Annotated in this window: 4 protein-coding genes; 1 reads left to right on the top strand and 3 read right to left on the bottom strand. The window is 55.8% G+C overall.

Annotated elements, in window-relative coordinates:
- Window positions 1–122: 122 nt before the first annotated feature.
- Both hepB and BLR08_RS11485 read right to left on the bottom strand, forming a co-directional pair.
- Window positions 123–6,920: a heparin/heparin-sulfate lyase HepB gene (hepB, locus tag BLR08_RS11490; RefSeq protein ID WP_176835491.1), complete on the bottom strand. Its 6,798-nt coding sequence runs from the start codon at window positions 6,918–6,920 to the stop codon at window positions 123–125.
- 112 nt (window positions 6,921–7,032) lie between these two features.
- Entirely contained in the window at window positions 7,033–8,616 is a 1,584-nt protein-coding gene (locus tag BLR08_RS11485; protein ID WP_072329372.1) for an extracellular solute-binding protein, read from the bottom strand.
- Between the two features lie 218 nt (window positions 8,617–8,834).
- On the opposite strand from BLR08_RS11485, the gene BLR08_RS11480 reads away from it, so the two are divergent.
- Window positions 8,835–11,093: a helix-turn-helix domain-containing protein gene (locus BLR08_RS11480; RefSeq protein WP_072329373.1), complete on the top strand. Its 2,259-nt coding sequence runs from the start codon at window positions 8,835–8,837 to the stop codon at window positions 11,091–11,093.
- A 257-nt stretch (window positions 11,094–11,350) separates the two neighbouring features.
- On the opposite strand, the gene BLR08_RS11475 is transcribed toward BLR08_RS11480, so the two are convergent.
- Window positions 11,351–21,199: an immunoglobulin-like domain-containing protein gene (locus tag BLR08_RS11475; protein WP_083536934.1), complete on the bottom strand. Its 9,849-nt coding sequence runs from the start codon at window positions 21,197–21,199 to the stop codon at window positions 11,351–11,353.
- Window positions 21,200–21,287 lie beyond the last annotated feature (88 nt).

The following is a 21,287-nucleotide window of genomic DNA, read 5'->3' as shown; positions in this document are numbered from 1 at the left end:
TAAAAAAAGTATGATATTCGGAGAAAATGCCTAATGCCCCTTAACATTCGTTTTAACATCTCCTGGCGGGAAATCACAAAACAAAACCCGGCGAAACGTTCACAAGCTTCGCCGGGTCGTGCTTATTTGTTAATAAATGTTATATACTGCAAGAATCGTTTGATGAGAGCTGCGGATTGAGCCCGTGTCGCCTGCTCGGCAGGAGCGAAGCGATTCTCCGGCTGCCCTTGCAGCAGGCCTGCGCCGGCGGCTTGTCGAACAGCTTCAAGTGCCCAGGATGAGATCGAGGACTGGTCGCTAAAGGCAGCTTCATTGGCCGTACCGTTGCCTAAAGCTTTGCCGCTGGCTGTCACCGCTCTCGCGATCATTACCGCCATTTGCTCCCGTGTGATGGAGGCGTGGGGGTCAAAGCTGCCATCCTCGAACCCTTCGACCAAACCGCTCCGAGCAGCGGCTCCAACGGCTCCAGCATACCAGTCACTAGCGGATACGTCAGTGAAGGCAGCTCCAGAGCTATCTTCACTCAATCCAAGCGAACGTACAAGCAGTGCTGCGAATTCCGCTCTTTTCACGCTTTGCTCCGGTGCAAAAGCATCCGCGGATTGCCCTTGAACGACCAGCTTGGAGGCTAGAAGCTCGATATCGGCTTTTGCCCAGTGCCCGTTCAGATCAGCAAAGGTTTTATTGTAAGCTAGTATGGCATAAGCACTGTTTCCTTTGCGCTTCATAACGGCAACCGACTTACCGTTCGTCTGCTGAAGGATCATAGGCACGAAGGTCATCCGACCTGCATCATCAATCGTTACAGCCGTTACACCCTCAGGAGTAACATCGTCTGAGACTGTGAGGCTTCTTTCTACGTACTGGCTGAAGTCATTTGCCGATGCCGCTTTTCCGTTGGCCTCCACTTGGATCGAGAAATCGATTATGTCCGATACCGACCTTGCTCCAAGGCTGTTAATACGCTTCGCAGCTTCTTCTGCCGCAGCACCGCTTAGTTTCTCAATCTTCACTACAATCTTGGTATCTTTTGGGTCTGCTCCAAGCGACTCCGCAATCCCGTTAACATCAATCAAGCCTACCGGCAGATGATAAGCCGCCGTTCCAGTTTGAATCGCAATCGTCGCATTCGGCGTCGAACCGGCGCCCTTTGCCAAGACGGCTCCCGGCAGTTCGATTCGATTAACCGACTCTGTGCCGCCTACAGCTACGATGATCTTCTGATCCCCGGGCTTTTTGCCGGTCAGCATTTGCAAGGCTTTCTCGACGGCTTCCGCAGAAACGGCAACGTTCTGAACGCTCTTGCCATCCGCCGATGTCTCTTTCTTGGTGACGACGCCGCTGCCGCTAATTTCTACGCCAAGATTTGTTTCTTTGACTGTTGGCGCATCCACCGCAGATGCAGATCCGCTCGATGAGCCTGAGCCTGACCCCGAACCTGAATCCGGGTCAGCGGCTGCAGCCGCTATTTTGAAGCTGACTGATTTCGCCACTTCCACATTCCCTGCAGAATCCGTAGACCGATACTGGAACGTGTATTGGCCCGCCTTCGCGATAGTCACGGGAGCCGTATAAGCCTGCCAGCTTGCGCCGCCGTCCAGGCTGTATTCCGTCTTGGCGACCGCCGTGTTATCGGTGGCAGCCAAGGTAACCGTAACCGACTTGGCATACCAGCCGTCCTTACCGTCCGGGTTAGCCGGCGACAAGGACGCAGTTGTCACAGGCGCTTCACTATCCGCATTGCCCGCACGCGTCAGCATATAGGTCCCTGCCGCGCCGGTAAAGTAGAGCACGCCGCCCTCTTCGCTGACAGAACCGGATGTATCCACGCCGTCGCGGGATATTTTCCAAGCGCCCGCTTCCAGATCCGTCACCACAAATTGCAGATTCGTTTCGTCGCCGGGAACCGTCAGCGTTACAGCGCCGTCAAGACGATTACTGTCTTTGCTGAACCATACGGCATTGCCGGACACCTTCACGCCGACCATCCGGTCCGAGTCCAGCCTCTGCGTGGCGAGAGGCGCTGTGCCGGGATCCATGACCTGCATTACGTTCAGGAAATAATCAGTTTGCTGAGGAGCCTTTGGCGAGATTTGCACACGCCATTCTCCCGGTTCAGCCGTCGTTTCGCCTGGCAGCCTGCTCAGGAAATTCGGGAAATTCGTACCGAACACTTCGAATTCGCGCCCTGGCCCTCCGACCTTCTCGATGGCCGTATTTTCGGCCGCAGGCAGCAGCGTCTCATTGACCAGCTTGCCGTTATAGCCGTCTTCAGTGCGTTTGATTGTCGTTGTATTTCCGTTTACCTCCGGCGCCTCAATACTGTGCAGCAGCCAATATTTCTTGAAGTTAGGATCGGCCGCAGCCACTTTGTCGTAGACGATCATTGCCGCAGGATGCCGGTCGTTCTTCAGATTCAGGAACACGAAGGAACGCATGGACTGCTTCACCTTCGACGTATAGGCAGACGTTAAATCGCCTTTGATGTAACTGAAGTTAGGCGCTGCCGCATCCGGTCCGAACTGTTGTCCGACCACCTTGCCCATGTAAGTGTCTCTGCCGACCAGCTCCTCCAGAGTAACGGCATCGAAGCCATTGTTAGGCGTGCGTTGGCCGCCGTCGTTAATGATTTGTCTGCCCATCCAGGTTTTCACTTCATTCGGGTCGTAGACCAGCATCGTGTTGCTGGAAATCGACTGTTTATGGTAATTGACGTCATGATCGCTGCCATAACCTCCGTTACCGCCCTCATAAATACCCGAGTTTTGGGCTAACGATCCTTTGTAGTAGATGGCAAAGTGACCAAAATCCCGGTGCTGATGATTGGCGAAAAAGTGACCGCCGACCTTCATTTCGGCAACAACCGCCGGCGCCGTTCTATCGACCCCTCCGGTATCCCATCCTGTCCTTGCGATCATCGTTCCGATCGGATAGCCGAAATATTTGGTAAGCGGCAAACTGCTGTCCGATTGCGTCGGCAGACTCATGTCGACGAACAATATCTCGTTGATCGGATCAATCGTGCCCGGCTTGTATTGACGCAAAAACTCATGTTGGAGAATAGGATCCTTGTAATAAGGTGCTGCCAGTATGAGCGTAGACGGGATCCCTAAATACGAATTGCGCTGTGCATAGATAGGCAAATGGGAATCGCCTGAACGCAGGAGCTGACCGTCAGGGAAGCGCTCATAAAGCGAACGGTAAAGTCTCGCTCCTCCTAGCCGCTCGTCATAGATAGGTCCTAACCCCATCCTTCTAAAAATCCACGCCGCCCATAGCTCTGAGCTTATCTTGTTGGGTCCGTAAGAATCCCCTTGGGAATGCATCTCGGCCAAAGCGCCGAAGTTGCTGGCAGGTATATGTTCCTTGAACATCCGCGTCACCGAAGCATTGTACATGAGCGGCTTCTCGTCGTAAATGGCTACCCCGCCCGCCAGCTGGTGCTTCAACATCTGATCGCCGGTGCCGTGGCTGACAACCGAGCCTTGCTGGAGAGGAGGATACCCGATTTCCATTTGTGCGGCGATAGCTTCCATTCTGTTAATAATTGTCGTTTTCTCAGCTTCGGTCAGCAGCGGGTAGATCCAGTCGTAGACAATAGCCGCGGCATTAATCGTCGCCCCTATCTGCGGGTACTGATCCGCCCTCGTAAATTGAACCGTATTCAAATTGTTCAACAGCATATTGATCGTTCTGCGACCACGCTTCGGATCGCCTTCAAGCAAATAGATCATGGCGTTCGCTTCAATGGCTTGCCGGATAGCCAGCAAGTAGTTAGTCTTATCCGTTGTTCCCGGCGGTAGCGGAGAAATAGCTCCTTCAGGCAAAGTCAATCCCAGTTCGAGCCTCTCCCAGGTTACACCGTCCGTAGAAACATCAATGTCGAAATAAGAACTGCGGGTGTGCCCCGACAACCAAGCGATGCCGACAGATCCAACTTGCTTAATGGAGCCTAGATCGTAGCTGATCCACTCGCCGTCACCTTCGGCCGACCACCTGGACTCCGGAGCCATATTGCCGTCCAATGTCAAATTCGGGTCGGTGCCGCTGCCTACGCTGCTAGCGGACACACTCTGTACCGGCACCTTGTACACAGCTCCGGATACGGAGTCATAAATTTCCGTTTCGACAATGGAATTCCATAAGCTGCCCGAGCTGCTGCCGTGCCCGACTATTCTTACATACCGGGTGTTTTGCAGAGCCGGCAAGCTGTATCTCTCGATCTCCGATGTCGTGCCGCTTGACTTGCCCCTGAAGGCTGCGCTTTCGCTTGTTTGCAGCACCTTTTTCCATACGGCTTCCAGCGGTCCTCCTGGCGCAACCTTCGCCTTCAGTGCCGGGATGTCGCCCGCTCTCACATACAGACGAGGATGCTCGGCAGGGGGCACAGGTATCGTTTCCGCAGTCGCCGTAATGGCCGCCGGCATACGAATGTCTGCATGCTTCAGATCCGCATCGAATAACGCGGCCGGATAATTGCTCGTGATATAGCTGCTGTGCGTAGCGCGGATCATATAACGGTCCGCCAGCAGCGGCGCCGGAAACGCAAAGCTGCCGTCCTCCGCCGTCACCGTAGTCCCCAAGGATACGCTGTACGTCTTATCGCCCTCCTCAAACACGTTCAGCGTTACGCCGGAAAGCTTGGCGCCTGTCGCCACCTCCGATACAGTTCCGCTAATGCTGTATTTGTTGTAGGCCGGGTCCGCTTGCAATTGGATATTCACACCGAAAATATCGCTGTCCGTCAATGTAGCGGAAGTCGTGCCGCTTACGTAGCCGGCCTTAACAGCCCTGACTACATAATCTCCGCTTCCCGGCGCGATCAAGCTATAAGCGCCGTCCGCCGATGTTTGCATGGTTGCCAACGGAGCTGCAAAGGCCTTATCCGCAGCGGCATACAAGCTGACGGGAACTAATCCGAGCGGTTCCCCCGCCTTATTTTCCACTTTGCCGTTAACGACCATAACCTTCTTGACCGTCACATCGTCGATGTGGAAGGAGCCCGAATTCGACCCTGTTGCGAATACAAGCTGATCGATGCTCGTAAAGCCTGTCGTCATGAACGGTTTACCGAACGTCGCAACTGTCTTGGGGCCTACCCTTGTAATCCCTGTGTCTAAACCGGGAGCATGGGTGACTTCCAGTCTATCGCTTGTTAAGTAAGCATCGAATTTGCCCGCATCCAGATCCAGCTCCAGTCTCAGCGTATACCAGACATTCTGGGGGATGAAGTACGACGAGCTAGGAATAAACTGTCCGACAAAAGGATCCGGGCTATCCTTAATGCTGAACCGGTTAGCCCCGTTGGGCAATACCAGGAATTGAACCGCCGGCTTCACCTCCGGACCCGCTCCCGCTTTGCCGTTCAGCTTGATATTAAGCACAGGATATTTGTCTGTCGCATCCTTTTTTACCATGTACTTCGTTTCCACAAGAAGCTTGCCGCTTGTTTTGGGTGTAAACGTTTTCGTCACCGTAATGCCGTCATTGCCGGGATTGATGTCCTTCAGCTCCAGCGTCCTGTTCCCGTTTCCTGCCGGATCGCTGACCAGAGCCGTGCCTCCAGTTCCGGTAACCGCATAACCGGCAGGCAGTGTTCCGGTCTGCTCCGCATCGAACGCGTCATATACGGGAAAAGCCGACACGGCCGCTGACAGCCGAATGTCTACGTTTTCCAGATTCGTACCGGTTATCTCGACCGGATAATTGACCGTTATATAGTCGCCGAGCGCAGCCCGGATCGTATAACTGCCCGCCACCAGCGTGGCTGGAAACGCAAAGCTGCCGTCTGCCGCCGTAACCGTATTTCCCAGGGACACGCTGAAAGCTGTATCGTTCTTCTCATACACGTTCAGCGTAACACCGGATAGCTTGGCGCCTGTCGCCGCATGCGATACCGTTCCGCTGATGCTGTATTTGCTGTAGGCCGGGTCCGCTTGCAGCTGAATATTCACATCGGCGGCATCGCTCTCCGTCAGCGTAACAGGGGCAGTTCCGCTTATGTATCCTTCCTTGACGGCTCTGACTACGTAAGCTCCGCCGGACGGCGCTGCCAGGCTATATCTACCGTCCGCCGATGTTTGCACAGCTGCCAGCGGCGCTGCAAAGGCCGTATCCGCAGCGGCATACAAGCTGACCGGAACTAAGCCCAAATTTTCTCCCGCCGCATTAGCCACTTTACCTTTTACAGCCAAAATCGGCTTGATCGTCACATCATCAATGTGGTAGATGCCCGAGTTCGATCCTGATGAAATAACAACCTGGTCGATGCTCGTAAGCCCTTCCGTCATGAGCGGTTTGCCGAGCATAGCGACCGTCTTGGGGCCAACCCTTGTAACCCCTGCGACTAAGGAGGAAACATTGGCGGCCTCGAGCTTATCGCTTGTTATATAAGCATCGAAGCTGCCCGCATCCAGATCAAGCTCCAGTCTCATCGTGTACCAGACATTTTTAGCATTGGCGTAGGACGAATTGGGAATGAACTGAGCTGTAAAATTCGGATTGTCCTTAATCGTGAATCGGGTAGAGCCGTTGCCCAACACGAGGAAACTAGCCGCCGGCTTCGTTGTTGTTCCCGCCTTGCCGTTCAGTTTAAAGTCGAGCACCGGATATTTGTCCATCGCTTCCTTCAGCATGTACTTCATTTCCACAAGAAGCTTGCCACTCGTCTTAGGCGCGAACGTTTTGGTTACCGTAACACTGTTACCAGCAGTGCCGGAGTCGGTGTCCTTCAGCTCCAGCGCCTTGTTCCCGGACCCGTCCGGATCGCTGACCAGAGCCGTGCCTCCCGTGCCGGTAATCGTATAGCCTGCGGGCGCCGCTCCCGTCTGCTCCGCATCAAACGTATCGTTCACGGGCAAAGACGCTGCGGCCGCTTCCGCCTTTTGCGGAACCAACCCGAGCAGTAGCCCTGCTATCATGACTATGCACAACATCAATGAAATCCAGCTTCTGCTGCGCTTCTTTATCCATACATCCATCATGGCCACCCTTTCTTCAGGAGCAAGGCTCCACTCTCATTCTGTTTCTTCCTCACTTGCCTGCCGTTAAAAATTGCTTCACCTGCTTGGTTACTTCCTCGCGAATTTTCTCCATCCCCGCCTCCTTCAGCTTCTGCCGGAGCACCGGGATCGCCGTCTGCGGATCGACCAGCCCGAAGTTAACCGGCTCCCCGTACTGCTTCACGACGCCCTGGACCGCAGCCAGCTCCGTCTTGAACGAGGAGACGTCCACAACAAAATTGGCAAGCTTGGCGTCGTACAAGTTATCCTGCAGCTCCTGCTTCAAATCCAAATACTTGTACCAGGATTTCGCCGGCTCCCTGACGAACCTGTCGACTCTCCAGCCCCAGCCGCCCATCGCCTCCGGAGCAAACCCGTTATCCGAAGGACTGACGCCCGCGGGAAGCGTCAGCTTGCCGTCTGCCGTGAGATCATAATGCTTGCCTTTGATGCCGTACATCGTCAAATCATAATACTCGCGGTTGGTCCGCAGCAGCTCCAGCAGCATAAGCGCTCTTTCCGGATTAGCCGCCCTCGCGTTAATAGCCATTCCGTCCGTGATGTAAGCCGTTCTTGGCAGCGGCTTGTCGAGGCCTCCGTATATCATCCAGTCGAGCTCCCAATCCGGGTGCTTATCCATCACTTTTTTGTATTCTTCATTGGTGCTCAGCAGGTTGATATGAGCGACAACGCTTTTGCCGTTAATGAACGAATCCTTGGCGCTCATCTGGTTGGACAAGACGCTCCTCGACCAATAGCCTTTGGACGCCCAGTCCCTCATCCGTTCCGCAAATTTGGGATAGTCGGGCAGCTCATACAAGGTCAGGAGCTTGTCCGGATGGTCGTTATCATAAAACAGGTGGACCGTCCCCGTGCCGCCAATGCCCTGCCAATTCTCCTTGCTCTCCTTAAAGGCCCACAAAATGATGTTGTTTTTATCGCTGCCGCCGATGTTGTACGGAAACATATCCGGCTCATGCTTCTTGACCGCTTCAAGAAACACGCCCAAATCGTCCAGCGTCCGGACCGGGGGAACGTTGTATTTCTTCCTCAGATCCTCGCGGATCAGAAGCCCTTGTCCGACTGGCGCATCATAGGTTTGCGGAATCATATACACGTTTCCGTTGAATTTCGCTTGCTCCCATGCCGCCTCCGGCGTCTCCTTCAGCGTCCTAGGCGCATAGACGGGCAGCAGCTCATTAAGTGCCAAGAACGCCCCTTTGGGCGCTTCCTGCTGAAAAAAGGCCCAGCTCGATGTATAAATCAAATCGAATTTCTCCCCGGCTGCAAGCAGAAGCGAATATTTCGTGTTCTGATCCCCCCAGGAAATATAGTTGATTTTGAGCGTGGCGTTGATATCCCTTTTCAGCTTTTTGTTCAGCTCGGTCATCACCTGCTGCAGATCTCTTGGCGGATCTCCGAGCAGGTACATGGTCAGTTCAACCTCCTTCTCCGGCCGTCCCGTCGGCTTCTCGGCGGTGCTCACATTTTCCCCCGGAGAAGGGCTTGCCGTTTCTTGCCCGCCGTCGCCTGTTGTGCAGCCTGTTAAGGAAGCGGCGGCAAGCATGCTGCCGAGCAGCGCAGCGGCAAAGCGGGAACGCCTCATTTGTCTCATCCATCTGCCCTCCTATTGCCATATTTTATTTCATTGTAGCCGTTTCATTGCCGCTTCAGAAACTGTAAATTCGGGACAGCCGCTCTTTTTTTCGGCGATTTTGCTACTGCAAATTTCGTACACGACTATAAGATTGCTACAAAAGGCAAAAAAAAGATTGTATGTGGAAGTCTCCGTGCTTATAATAGTTGCACATGGGAACAACGGAGGTACCTGACATGCCGCGGGATCGTGCGCCTACAAACCGTTTTTACTCAAATCTGCTTCTAACGCTGGTCATCTCGATCGTTGTTACCCTGTTTGCCGTATCTTTGATCTTATATATGAATTTTGCCAAGGTTATTTCCTACCACATCAACAATTCGGAGAAAACGAGCCTGTCCCAGGCCAGCTACAGCGTTCAGTTCATGACAGAATCGGCACAGACACTGGCTCTTCTCGTCTATTCCGACCCCATCATCGCCAAGCTGCTGTACTATACGTTCAGAGAGCCGGTGGAGACAAATAATGCGCTGGACAGCTTGAATACTTACCGGTACATTACACCGTTCATACATTCTATCTACATCTACAACGATAAATCGGAAACGTTCTATGTCACCTCGCCGGTCATCGAACAAACGATCCAAAGCAAGTCGACCTTCATCGATAAAGAAGCGGTATGGCTGCTCAGTAATTTCCGCAGCTTCAAGGAGTTCAGCCCTATTCCAAGGCTCATTCCCGAACGGGCCGCCAACGGTGAAACGAAGCTGGTCAGCGTGTACACGTACTTGTTCCATGATCTTCCCGGCAACAGCGAGAAGCTGGACAGCGTAGTCATCCTGAATGTATCCGACACGTGGATGCACAATACGATTCAGGCTCTGGATGCAGGAGCACCCAGCAATACGTTCATCGTGGATGCGAACGGGCGAATGATTATCAGCAATCAGCAGACACCGATGTTTACCGATGTTTCGGATCAGTCTTACGTGAACCGGATTCGGCAATCCCGGGAAGCGTCCGGCTATTTCGTGGACGACGTGGATGAGGTCAAGTCGCTCGTGATCTATGTGAAGCACGAGTCGCTGGACTGGACGTTTATCCGAACGATTCCTTACGACCGGATAACGGCCAAGATTGACCGGATGCGGGAGCTGACGCTACTCATCGGAATCGTCATCCTTGCCGTCGGCCTGGCGGTTTCCTATGTGCTGTCCCGCCGATTATACAAGCCGATACATACCGCATTAACAAGCTTGAAGGAGCTTGAAGCGGAGAAAAGAGACCGGTTTCATAACGATAAACAGCAATTTCTGCGAAACTTGCTTCGGGATTCCGACGGGAGAGCGGACAGCTTGCCCAAGCTGTTCGATTCGCTTCGCATCGGCCTGCGGACAGAGCGGCCCTTCGTGCTGCTGCTTCTGCAGATCGACCGGTATGCCGCCTTCTGTTCGGAGTATTCCTTTTCAGACCGCAAGCTGTTCAAATTTTCATTGATGAATGTGGCTTCCGAGCTATGCAGCCGGCACGGGTACATTCACGAGGCCGTTGACATGGAAAATGATCAAGTGGTGCTCGTATTGAACATCGATAATACGGACCGGGCCGCCGAAGACCTGCGACTCCATGAGCTCATCCGGCATATTCAGAGCTCCGTGCAAACCTATGTCCGCCTCTCGCTGACGACCGTTATTTCGGCACGTTTCTATTGGAAGGACGGCTTGTCCGAAGTGTACCGCGAAGCCGAGCATGCCTCCCTGCACCGCATCGTGTATGGGCATAAGAGCATGATCGATGTCGAAACGCTGGGCGAGGACACTTCCGGCGATTTTGTATATCCTTTCCAGAAAGGACAAGCATTTTCAGAGGAGCTATTGTCCGGAAAAATGGAAGAAGCCAAGCAGCGATATGCGGATATCATCGGGCAGGCGGTTGCCACCAACAACTACCCGACGATCCAGTTGACCCTTACGCATCTCGCCTTTACATTCAGCAAATGCCTGGAGACGTTGAAAAGAAACGGCACTCCGATTACCGACGCCAAAAACAGCCCCTTCATAGCTACTGTCAATCAGCTCGAAACCTTGGAGGAAATTGAGCATCGCCTGTTCCAGCTATACGAACAGATGGTGTCCACTCCGGAGGACCGGAAGAAGACCAGGTATGACGAACTGACCGTGAACATCACGGCCCTGATCCACGAGCAATACATGGACCCGAATCTGTCGCTCGCCAGTCTGGCCGAGGCGGTGGCCATGTCCCCGGCCTATTTGGGGCGGCTGTTCAAGAAGCTGACGGCCAAATCCATTCCGGACTATATCCTGGAGGTGCGTATCGATAAAGCCAAAGAGCTGCTGGCTACAACCAACGCTTCGATCAACGACATCGCCGAACAGGTCGGTTTTGCCAACAGCCCGTATTTCTTTAAAGTGTTCAAGAAGACAAACGGCGTGACGCCGAACGATTACCGGCAGCGCGCGGCGGGCTTTGACTGACGTCATTGGCTGCGGCCGGCGTTCGCAGGTCTCCGTTTGAGGCTTTCAGCCTGGAGATGACGCTCATGCTGGGCAAATCTCTAAAATCTCTGCGTGCTGGCCCAACCTTTTGATATGTGGGGAGGGATGCCTCTTCGATCTACTCCTTGCTTACCCCTGCTTCCATCTTCCCGATCAGGTCTTCGACCTGGTATTAACGCATAGCAAAAACGCCCCTTGCGGGGCGTTTTTCCTGTACCTCGAGCATAGTTTACCGGTCAATCCAGCAGATTGGAGATCACCTGCGCGCCTTCCGCACGGGTCATCAGCTCTTGCGGCGCGAACAGATTCTCGCCGCGTCCGCTGATTAAGCCCAAGCCTTGAGCGACGCTGACAGCTCCCTGCGCCCATGCCCCAATCCGGCCTTGATCGGCAAACGTGCCCGGATTCGTTGCGGCTGCTTTTTTGCCGGACAAGTATTCGTAAGCACGCACGGTCATGACAGCCATTTCTTCACGGGTAATCGCATCGTCAGGCGCGAAAGTATCCGCCGTGCGCCCAAGCACGATTCCCGCCTTGCTGACTTTCGCAACCGCCTCCGCATACCATGCTCCAGCGTCAACATCCTTAAAGCTATGAACGTCGGCTGCGGTTAACCCCAAAGCACGGGCAAGCATGGCCGCGAATTGCGCCCGCGTCACATGGCCTTGCGGGTTAAAGCTGGCCGCGTCGACGCCTTCCACAATATGCTTGGCCGCCATTTTCCTAATGACGTCATAAGCCCACGAAGTTGCGTCTACATCGGCAAATGTGCGGTCATATTCCAAGACGGCATATGAGGAGAAATGACTGAGCTTGGCGCTCATCATGCCGCCTGCCAGCGTTCCGCCCCTGAATTCAAGGGCTCCGTCCGCTCCGATGTAGTAGACGCCCAACAAATCAGGGTTGGCGTTCGGATCGACTTTGAACGTAACCGTCAAAGGTTCGTCAAAAGCGGTTACCGGAACCGATGTTCCGTCCGCTGCGATGACCTGCAAGTTAAACACATACATATCGCTTGCAGCCGCCAGCCGAACCGAACCGCCGACCGCAGCGCCGCGGATCATCTTGGCCGCTTCGTCCTTCGGTGCGATGGCTGCCGAGAACTGAATCTGCGCCCCTTCGGCCTGCGCGCCGTCAACCGATTCCAGGATCTGCCTTAGCGTTTCCTGAGGGAATTCGATCGACATATTGGCTTGCGTCAAGCGAAGGCTGTTGTCTCCGATAAGGGACAACATATCGCCTGGAAGCAGCACGGTGTCTTTATCGGCTGCCATTTGAACAGTAACTGTGCCGCCAACGGCTGTTTTAAAGTCTTCCGCGCCCAGCACCTGGGTCGTCGCCGGAACTTCCGGCGTCACCGGTACAACAGGAGCTGTCGGCGACGGCGTTCCAGCCGGAGGCGTCGAAATCGAATCATCGTCATCCCTCTCGTAGACGATTACCTCTCTTGTGACCTCCGCTGCGGTGTTGCCTGCCGCATCGCTGACATTGTAATGATAGGTGTAGATACCCGGTAATGCGGTATTCACTGCCGTCACCAGGCTTCCGCCCCGTGTGATGGTCGTTACGATCCGGCCCGTGATATCGCCGTCCCGGTCATCCATGGCCACGGCACCCGCATCCGTGTAGCGTTTGCCTGCCTCCACTCTGACAGCGGCGCTCCCCAGCAGCGTGATGACCGGCTTGACGTTGTCTACGGCTGCAGCTTCGGATACGTGGACGGTTCTCGTGATTTCCAGTGCGGCATTGCCTGCCGTATCGCTAACGTTGTAATGGATCATATAAGTGGCTGCCGTCACTGTGCTGATCGCCGGCGCCGGCATGCCGTTATAGGTAATGCTCGTGACGGTACGGCTTGTCAGATCTCCGTCGCGATCATCGAATGCCGTTACTCCCGCATCGACATAGCTCGCACCGATGGCGAGATTGACAACCGGCTCGCCGAGCAGCGTAAGAACCGGTCTCGTCACATCCGGCCCCGCCGATACGGTTACCGATCTTGTAACTTCCGCTGCGGCATTGCCTGCCGCATCGCTGACATTGTAATGGACCTTGTAGGTCGCCTCTGTGACGGTGCTGACCCCCGGTACGGACACGCCATTCCAGCTGTACGTCGTCACAATCCGGTTCGTGATGTCTCCATCCCGGTCATCTCTGGCCGTTGCTCCTGCGTCCGAATAAGCAGCGCCGATCGGTAGATCGACAGCCTCGCCGCCAAGGAGCGTAATGACCGGCTTTGTCGTATCGGCATGCTCCTTGCCTGTAATGATGATGAAGCTGACCATAACGGCCGTGTTCGAACCTGCTGTGCCAGGTCCGGTCTGAATCAATACTTTGCCGGCCTCATCCACTTGAACGCCTTCCAGCATCGCGATGCTTTTCGCTTGCTTGTATTCATGGCCGCTCAGGCTGGCCAGGGACTTGCCATTCATGCTAACGGCAATATTCGCTTTGCGGGTATAGCCCCATGGATCATAGAACCCGACATAGATGTCGTACTCGCCGGCCGGAAGCTCGAAGGCGTAATCGACCGAATCCTTGGCCGAGCCTTCCGCACGGCGGTGAGAGTTATAAGGGTCGCTTGCATTCGCCCGCGTGCCAGGTACCGCCACAGAATTCGTGTAGCCCCAGGTCAGTCCGTCGGCATACACCTGATCGGGCACCGCCTGCAGCTCGGCCAGCTTCGGATTCGACGCGCTGTCCGCGCGCAGTGCCGCGAACATGCTGGAGCTGTCGGTATTGCCGCTGTCCGCAAAGTAATACACCTGATTCGGCAGCACATTCACCTCGAATGAAATCGAAGTGCCTGAGAGAGCCGGATCTCCTCCAAGCGTCCCTTGTACCGTCGCCGCTCCGAGTGTCAAGCTTGCCGCCTCCAGGCTGGCGGGATTCCAGGTGACAGGCACATTCGGGTAGGTCGCCTTGCCGCGCTTCAAGTCCAGCGTATCCGGCAGTTTCAGAGCCTCGCCCAGCTTGAACGCTTTATCGCTGGTCGTCAGCACCTCCAGAGGGGCGAACTTATCCATCACATCCAGGGTCCAGTCGCTCAAAGTCTGACCTTCAATCTTGGTTCCGCCCGCCGAAAGCTGCAGCGGAAGCCATACGTAACCGGAAGTGTCCAGCGCCTTTTGAATCCAGCGGTCGCCCATATAGATGAACAGGCCGTTCTCGGGATCATAAGGGATAACCGCCGTCGACTGCGTACGGTAAGACGTATTCGAGCTGTCGTTCGGGAACGGATTGCCCAGCTTCGTATAAGGCGTGAACGTTTGGCCGCCGTCCGCCGTATTGCCGAAAATATGATTGGCCCGGTACGCAATGGACGGATTCGGGTCCCAGCCGGTGGTGCCGGATGTAATAAAGTAATAGTAGCCGTTATACTTGAATACCGCCGGAGCCTCTCGGCTCGCGTCCGTAAATACGCGGGCGGTAAAGGTCTCGCCCAGCCCCTCGGTTCCGTCTTGGGCAGGCGCCGTATACGAATCGTTCAGCAGCGAAATGTACGTATATTTATTCTCTTCGCTGGAGTAGATCGCATATGCCTTGCCGTCGTCATCCTTGAACACGGTCATATCGCGCGCCATGCCCTTGTTGCTGTCGTAATAGCCCTCGATATAGTTCATTTTCTGGGCGTTGACGAGCTTGAACGGACCGAATGGCGTATCCGATACGGCAAAGCCCATCTGCGCACGGCTGTAGCGGCTGATGCCGGTATCGGCCTTCGGATTGTTTTTCAGCGTGTCGAAATGCTCCAGGATGCGCGCATCGGTCGGTCCGTCGACATGATACGCGATGACGTATTTCTTGGTTTTGTCGTTGTAAAGCATTTTCGGACGCTCCATAATCGTGTAGTAAGCATAAGTGCGATGGAACGCCAGCTCCAGGCTTTCGTTATCATAGCTTGCAGCCGCGTAGTTGAAGCTTGCGTCGTTCCCCCGGCTGTAGTCGGGATGCGCGCTTCGGTCTACATAAGCCTGCAGGAAATTACGGGCATAATCGATATCGAACTGCGTGAGCGGTTGACCAAACTCGTTTACTCCCGTGCCTGCCGTGCCCATGGCCCGGGCCTTAAGCGCCGCAAGCTGGTCAGCGCTCGTCTGAACGCCTTGCCCGTCGGGCGTTTTTTCCATCGGGAATACGCGGTGAGGATACAGCGCTACCCCCATATCCACCCAGTTGTACAAATCTTTGGACACATAGGTGTGAATGCCGCCGATCGGCCGTCCGCCGTAGGTCTTGTCTTCGCCGACCCACAGCCATGCGCCGTCGCCCTCAGCCGGAGACGCTGTATAAGACGGGACATTGCCGTTCCAGGCAATGTGCTCGACCCAACTGACCTGACCGCCATGGGCCTGGATCGGCGTTCCGTTCGTATCCATCCATACGTCGGTATTTTCCCCGGCCACACCGCCTATGGAGTCGTAGGTTACCGGTTCGACCGGACCGTTCAGCTCCTCGACGGCCAGCCAGCTGATGGCGGCATTTTTGTTCGTTTTGCCTGCGCCCGGACCGGATGTATAGGAGCCTGCGTTGGTCAGAACATACCGCACATCGGATGCGCCCTCCGGCAGATTCACGCTGTAGGCGACCTGCTTGGAGTGTCCGGCATGATCCAGATGGAGACGGTTCACAACCCGGGTAACCGTTTCGCCGTTCAGCGCATAGGTCACCGCGATTTTGATCGGCATTTCATTGCCCCACCACAGACGGTGATACGATGTAAACCGGTACGTTTTCCCGCCTTCCAGCCCATCGAGCCGATACGATAGCGTGGACAGCGGATCGCCGCCGTCGATCATGATGCCCGTAGCATTTTTGTCCATGTCGGGCTGGGCGGACTTGTTGATAATCGGCTTGACCGCTCCGCTGCTGCTGAGCGCGATATAGCCCCAGCCGGACTCGGAACTGTACGCCTGATTGGCCGAATCGTTCAGCAAGGCGTTGCCCGTCAGCTTCCGAACGGCGTTATAGACATAAGGGTTCGCTGCGCCGCCGTCGATAAAGTATTTGAGGTTCTGCGGCACAACCTCCACCTGTACGGAGAACTGCTTCTCGCCGCCATCCGTATAGCTGCCGACCACGGTAACCGTCTCATAAGCTGTGTCAAAGTTTGCCGCAGTCATCGCATGATTCCCGTCGATCATCCATGCGTTTACTTCATACTCCGGCCCGCCGTCGACAAGCCGAATCCGCAGCGGCAGCTGCGGCACTGTGCCCGCATAAGTGGCGTACAGGTCGGCCGTGCGGCTTGTGTCCGTGTTTCGCACAAGACCTGCAACCGCCTGGTTTAAAGCCTGCAGCGAGCTACTGACCTCATCCTGTGTCGCATCCGCTTTCCCGAGCACATTCAGCGCATCCGCGAGAGCGGTCTGGAAGCTGCCCCAGCTGGCATCGGTGTAGTTGTCGTTCTCCTTGCTCTTGTGCTGGTCATACAGCGCCTGCAGGGCCGTTTTGTCAACGGCAGCGCTTCGTACCGGCGCCACTCCGACAAAGGACAGCAGCGGCGACTGGTTGCTCTGCGCGCCTGCGAGCTTAAGCTTCAACGATCCCGTTCCCGCTTTGGTGAACGTATAGCCCCGGACTACGTCAAACGAGCTGCTGTTTAGCGTAATGGTGTCGACAAGCTTGCTGCTGTCGTCATACTCCAGGTACACTTCTTCAGTCCGTGCGGAGGAAGGCCACCAGCTGTAAGTGCCAAGCGTCAGCGTGTACTCCCCGGCAGGCAAATTATCGAACGCATACGTGACGGACGCGCCGTTTTGATTCGCCGTATAAATGCCCGTCGTGCTTTGCTTGCTGTAAGGTCCGCTCACAATGCCTTTGTAAGTAACGGACGGCGAGCCGGCGGCGTTATAGCCGGCATGTCCCCAGCCGGTTCCCTTGGCGGCGTCGTACACCTGATCCGGAGCGCCGTTGAGCAGCGGCTTGCCGGCTGCAGCGGCAAGCGCTGCGACTGCGCCATAAGCAGGCGAATCATAGCCGAGCGTCGTGGAGGACGTATGCCCGGTTGTCAATCCCGTCGCCGTGGCGTTAAGATCCACGAAATAACGAATGTCTTCCGGCACCACTTCCACATAACCGACCGTTTGCAGGCTTCCGTATGTTCCGGTCACCGCTACCGTTTCATAGGCATTGTCGAAGCTGACGCCGTCCAGCTTCCAAGTGACGGCCACTTCCTGCGTTGTGCCATCCGCCCGTGTCGCCAGCACCTTCTCGGGAAGATTCGGACGCTTCCCGACATAAGCGGCTGCATAAAGAGGCGAAGCAAGCTCCCGAATATCGCCCGTAAACAGCTGGTCTTGGGCGGAAGTCAACCGCGCCGCGAGCTGATCGGCTCCCTCCTGATCCAGCCGGTAGGCGGCAGGATCGCTCAACGCTGCCTGAGCCGCATGCCGGGAAGCCTCGAAGAGCAGCCAGTCGCTTTCCTTGAATTCGGCCTGACGGCTGATGGCTTGGGCTACCGTGGCCGCCGCCTGAAGAGCCGCGATATCCGGCGTGCCTTGGACTTCGCCGGAAACTACCGCTACGGAGTCCACCGTCAGCGTGCCGCTTACGACCTTGAGCTGAACGGTATGCTCGCCATAATCAAGACCGCGAAGCGCATAGGTTTGATACAATTCCTTGGAATTTGTCGTGCCCGCGGACCCGCTGACGACTTCCCCATCCACTGTCACCTCCAGCTTCGCGGAGCCGTCGTTCGGACCGAGAATATCAAGCCCGGTGCCCGTAAACGTGTAGGTCAGGGCTGCGCCGGCTCCTTGGCTGACGGATAGGGAGCGCTGGTAAATATACATCCCTTCGCCGTTCCGATGGCTCCATGGACCGCTGTATATCAACTTGGGGCCAGGAGCGGATGCCAGATCATGCATCTCCAGATTGTCCAGATGCTCGGAGTAGTAAGGCGTGTAGCCGTCCACTGTCTCAACCCGCAGATTGTCGAAGCGGACGTGATAATACCCGCTGGCCAGATCGACCCGCCCGGACAGCTTGGGATTCGGATCGGTGTAGGAGGCCAGCTTCACGCCGTCCAAATAAGCGGTTACTACGCTGCCCGCCACCTGAATGGCCAGATTATGCCAGGCGTCATACGCTGCGTTAAACCCGTCGATGGTCACGCCGCCGTCGCCGCTCACGACATTGCCGCCGGCTACCGCGCTGTTATTGACCAGCAGCTGCCAGCCGCCGTCGAGCCAGTATTTCAGCACATACGGCGTGCCGCTGATTGTATGGGAGCTGCCGCCTCCCTGGTATCTGGCGCCGATCGCCGCGTAATTGGCGCCGTTTTGGGTGCTGTTGTTTTCGAACGAAACATCGACGCTCGCCTTGTAGTTCGTCCACCGGTAATCCCCGATCGCCGTGACCGGATCGCCGCCGTTCCAGGTGCCGCCAAGCCCCATAATCGCTTTGTCCAGCTGCTGGCGCAGAACATAGTTAGCGGACCCGTCCGGCAAATACGCCTCGAACGCCCCGTTGCGGTCATGCGTATACCGCGGGATCACGCTTTTGGAGCCGCCACGGGAGTCGATGTAGCTTTCGCTGCCCGTAATCCGGCCGCCTGCCCCGATCACCGGAACCGTTTGGCCCGTATAGTCAAAATCATCGGCATACAGGATCTTGTCATCCGTCCTCCGAACCGCCCCGGACGCATCGGTGTCCAGCACGGTGCGCTCGCCCTCTACGGGCAGCTTCGTGTTGTATTCCGTTTTATCATGCTTGTCGAGCGTCGTAACGGTGACGACCGAATACGGTTTGACGCGAACCGTGTACACGCCGCCGCCGTCTGCGGCAGCATTGCCAAGATAGTTCATATGATTGCTGTTGAACGCTTTTCCGGCATCAGCCGCGCGGGTTTCCCATACTTCCAGAGCAGGGTTGCCCGTATAGCCCATATTGACCGTCTGCAGCTTGTAAATGCGTTCATATTCGCTGTCGTTGACGATCACGGTGGAAAAATCGCTTTTGTCGGGAGCCGCAAGCGTTATGTAGCTGGGCGTGCCGTTGCGGCCGCTGACCGGATTCGTGCCTGAGGCGCCGGTGAAGCTGGCCTTGGGGACCGCCCTCCAGATTCCCGCGGTATTCGTATCGTTCTCCCAGCCGGTTTTCGCAAACCAGTTGAAGTGCCGCAGAACAACAAGACCTGCGTCATAATGAATCCAGCCCGACCACGGGTCGCGCGCGCTGAGCAGTTCCTTGAAGGAATATTGTCCGCCTTCATAGAAGGAGCCGATGGCCGGCTGGTATACAAAATGCGTCCGGCGGGAATTGACAAATCCCTTGATAATGGTGTTGCCCATTTCCAGCGCGCTGCCCGTGCCGCCCAGGCCGGTGCCCGCCACGCTAGGGTCCTTCATGTTGTTGTTCGGGCGGAAGGACGAGTTGCTGAAGGTCGCCTGCGCCTCGCTGTTCCAAATCTCGATATCGTATTGCTCCGCGAGCTTTTTGAAGTTGCCCGCGCTGTCGTCGTCGGTATTATAATGGTAGCCGGCGACCGACACGGCACTCCGCAGGGAGGCGTCGCTCACCATACTGCCGCCGAAGGAGCCGATCCCGACTTCATCGGAGATGACAATCTCGATGCGATTGTACAGCGCCTGCTCTTCCGGGCTGTTAAAGCCCGCGTTATCCCCTCTCACCCGCTCGGCATACTGCTTGGTCCAAGCCAGATCGGCCGAATGCTCGTTAATATGGGGATTCACGTAATCGACCATAAACCCGTATTCGCGGTAAGCGGCCAAAATCGTATTTTTATACCATGTGTAAATGTTGTCGTTGCTGTTCGCCCAGGCCGGCGCGCTCCAGCGCAGTATGCTCACCTTGAGATCAGGGTTCACGGCCTTGGCGTCGGCTGCCAGCTGAAAGCCGGGATGGCGCTTGACATTGGCCGCTTCATCGGCCGTACGCATCGTGGCCGGGTCCGGGCCTGTCGAGTTATTCCGGTCATTGCCCATCTCGATTTTGACATGCGTCATAATCGGATGCTCGCCGCCGAATAATATCCGCAGCATATCCGCATAAGCCTCGGGATGCTCAGACTTGTAATCCATCAGCAGCGCGCTGGTGCTGTTGGCGCTTAATACGCCAAAGCCCTTGAACGTCAGGCCGTTGACATTGTCCGGCTTGATGTCGTTGCCGTCCAGCATGATCTTGACGGTGGATGCTGCGGCGTGCCGGGCGCTTTCGATCATGCCTTTGATTCCGCCTTCGGCGATGGCGAACCAGCTGAGAATCGGTTTTTCGCCGGAGACGTAGCCATAGGTCAAGGTCATAGGCACGCTTGCGTCAATGTCGGCAGGAATGGTGAATTCGCTGGAAATTGACTTGGTTGCATTCGTATTGAACTGATCAAGCAGAATCGTCTTTTTGCCGCCGCTCGCATCCTGATACTCGAGCGCGGGCCGGATCACCCGGGAGCGGTTGCCGTACCAGTCGTGGAATCCGCTGCTAAGCGTATAGGTTCCGGCAGGGAGCGCCTTCAATTTATACACGATGTGGTCGTTCGCCGAGCGAAGCCCAACAACCCAGAGGGACGGGTCGGTAGCGGGGTTCGTATGTCCCCCATCCTTGGAGTTTTTCACCTTTTGGACGGAATCGTCCAGCCCCCAGGCGGTCGTTCCGCTGACATACTTCTGATCGGGAAGCTGGTTTAGGAGTTTGGCGCCGGTTAACCCCTTGACTGCTTCATACAGCGGAGAGGGAGTGGGGCCATTGCCTACGGAATCTCCGCCCCGGCCGCTGTCTACAAAGTAAACGAGCGGGTTGCTTGCCGGCGGAATCACCTCCACACTCGCTGCGACCTGTGCGCCGCCTGCCGTACCGGTGACCGTCACCGTCTCGTAAGGCACGGCAAAGGTGTCCTCGCCAATATGCCAGGTCACGGGCGTATTTTGCCCTTCAATCGCAAGGCTGCCGGGCAAAGTAGTGCCTGTCGTTGTCTTCGCCCCCATGTAGGCGGCCGCGTAGATCGTATCCGTCGCAGCCGCAGACACCGCCTGCAGTCCGTAGGCCGGAAACAATCCGGCGATCAGCATAGCGGACATCACGATCGAAAAAATCCTTGTTCTAATGGAATGCTGCTTACTGCTCACTCACATATCCTCCTTCTTCTGCCGTATAGGTGCAGACAACCAAATTATACCGGGACATGAAACCGCATTCATGCTGCTAATTTGACTG

The organism is Paenibacillus sp. cl123 (assembly GCF_900101595.1).
In the GTDB taxonomy this organism is placed as follows: domain Bacteria; phylum Bacillota; class Bacilli; order Paenibacillales; family NBRC-103111; genus Paenibacillus_G.
This window is presented reverse-complemented; position numbering and strand designations above follow the sequence as displayed.

What these genes read in the sequence shown, in the direction of transcription:
- hepB (WP_176835491.1), bottom strand. Translation starts at nt 6,920, where the DNA reads ATGATAGCAGGGCTACTGCTCGGGTTGGTTCCGCAAAAGGCGGAAGCG.
- BLR08_RS11485 (WP_072329372.1), bottom strand. Translation starts at nt 8,616, where the DNA reads ATGAGACAAATGAGGCGTTCCCGCTTTGCCGCTGCGCTGCTCGGCAGC.
- BLR08_RS11480 (WP_072329373.1), top strand. Translation starts at nt 8,835, where the DNA reads ATGCCGCGGGATCGTGCGCCTACAAACCGTTTTTACTCAAATCTGCTT.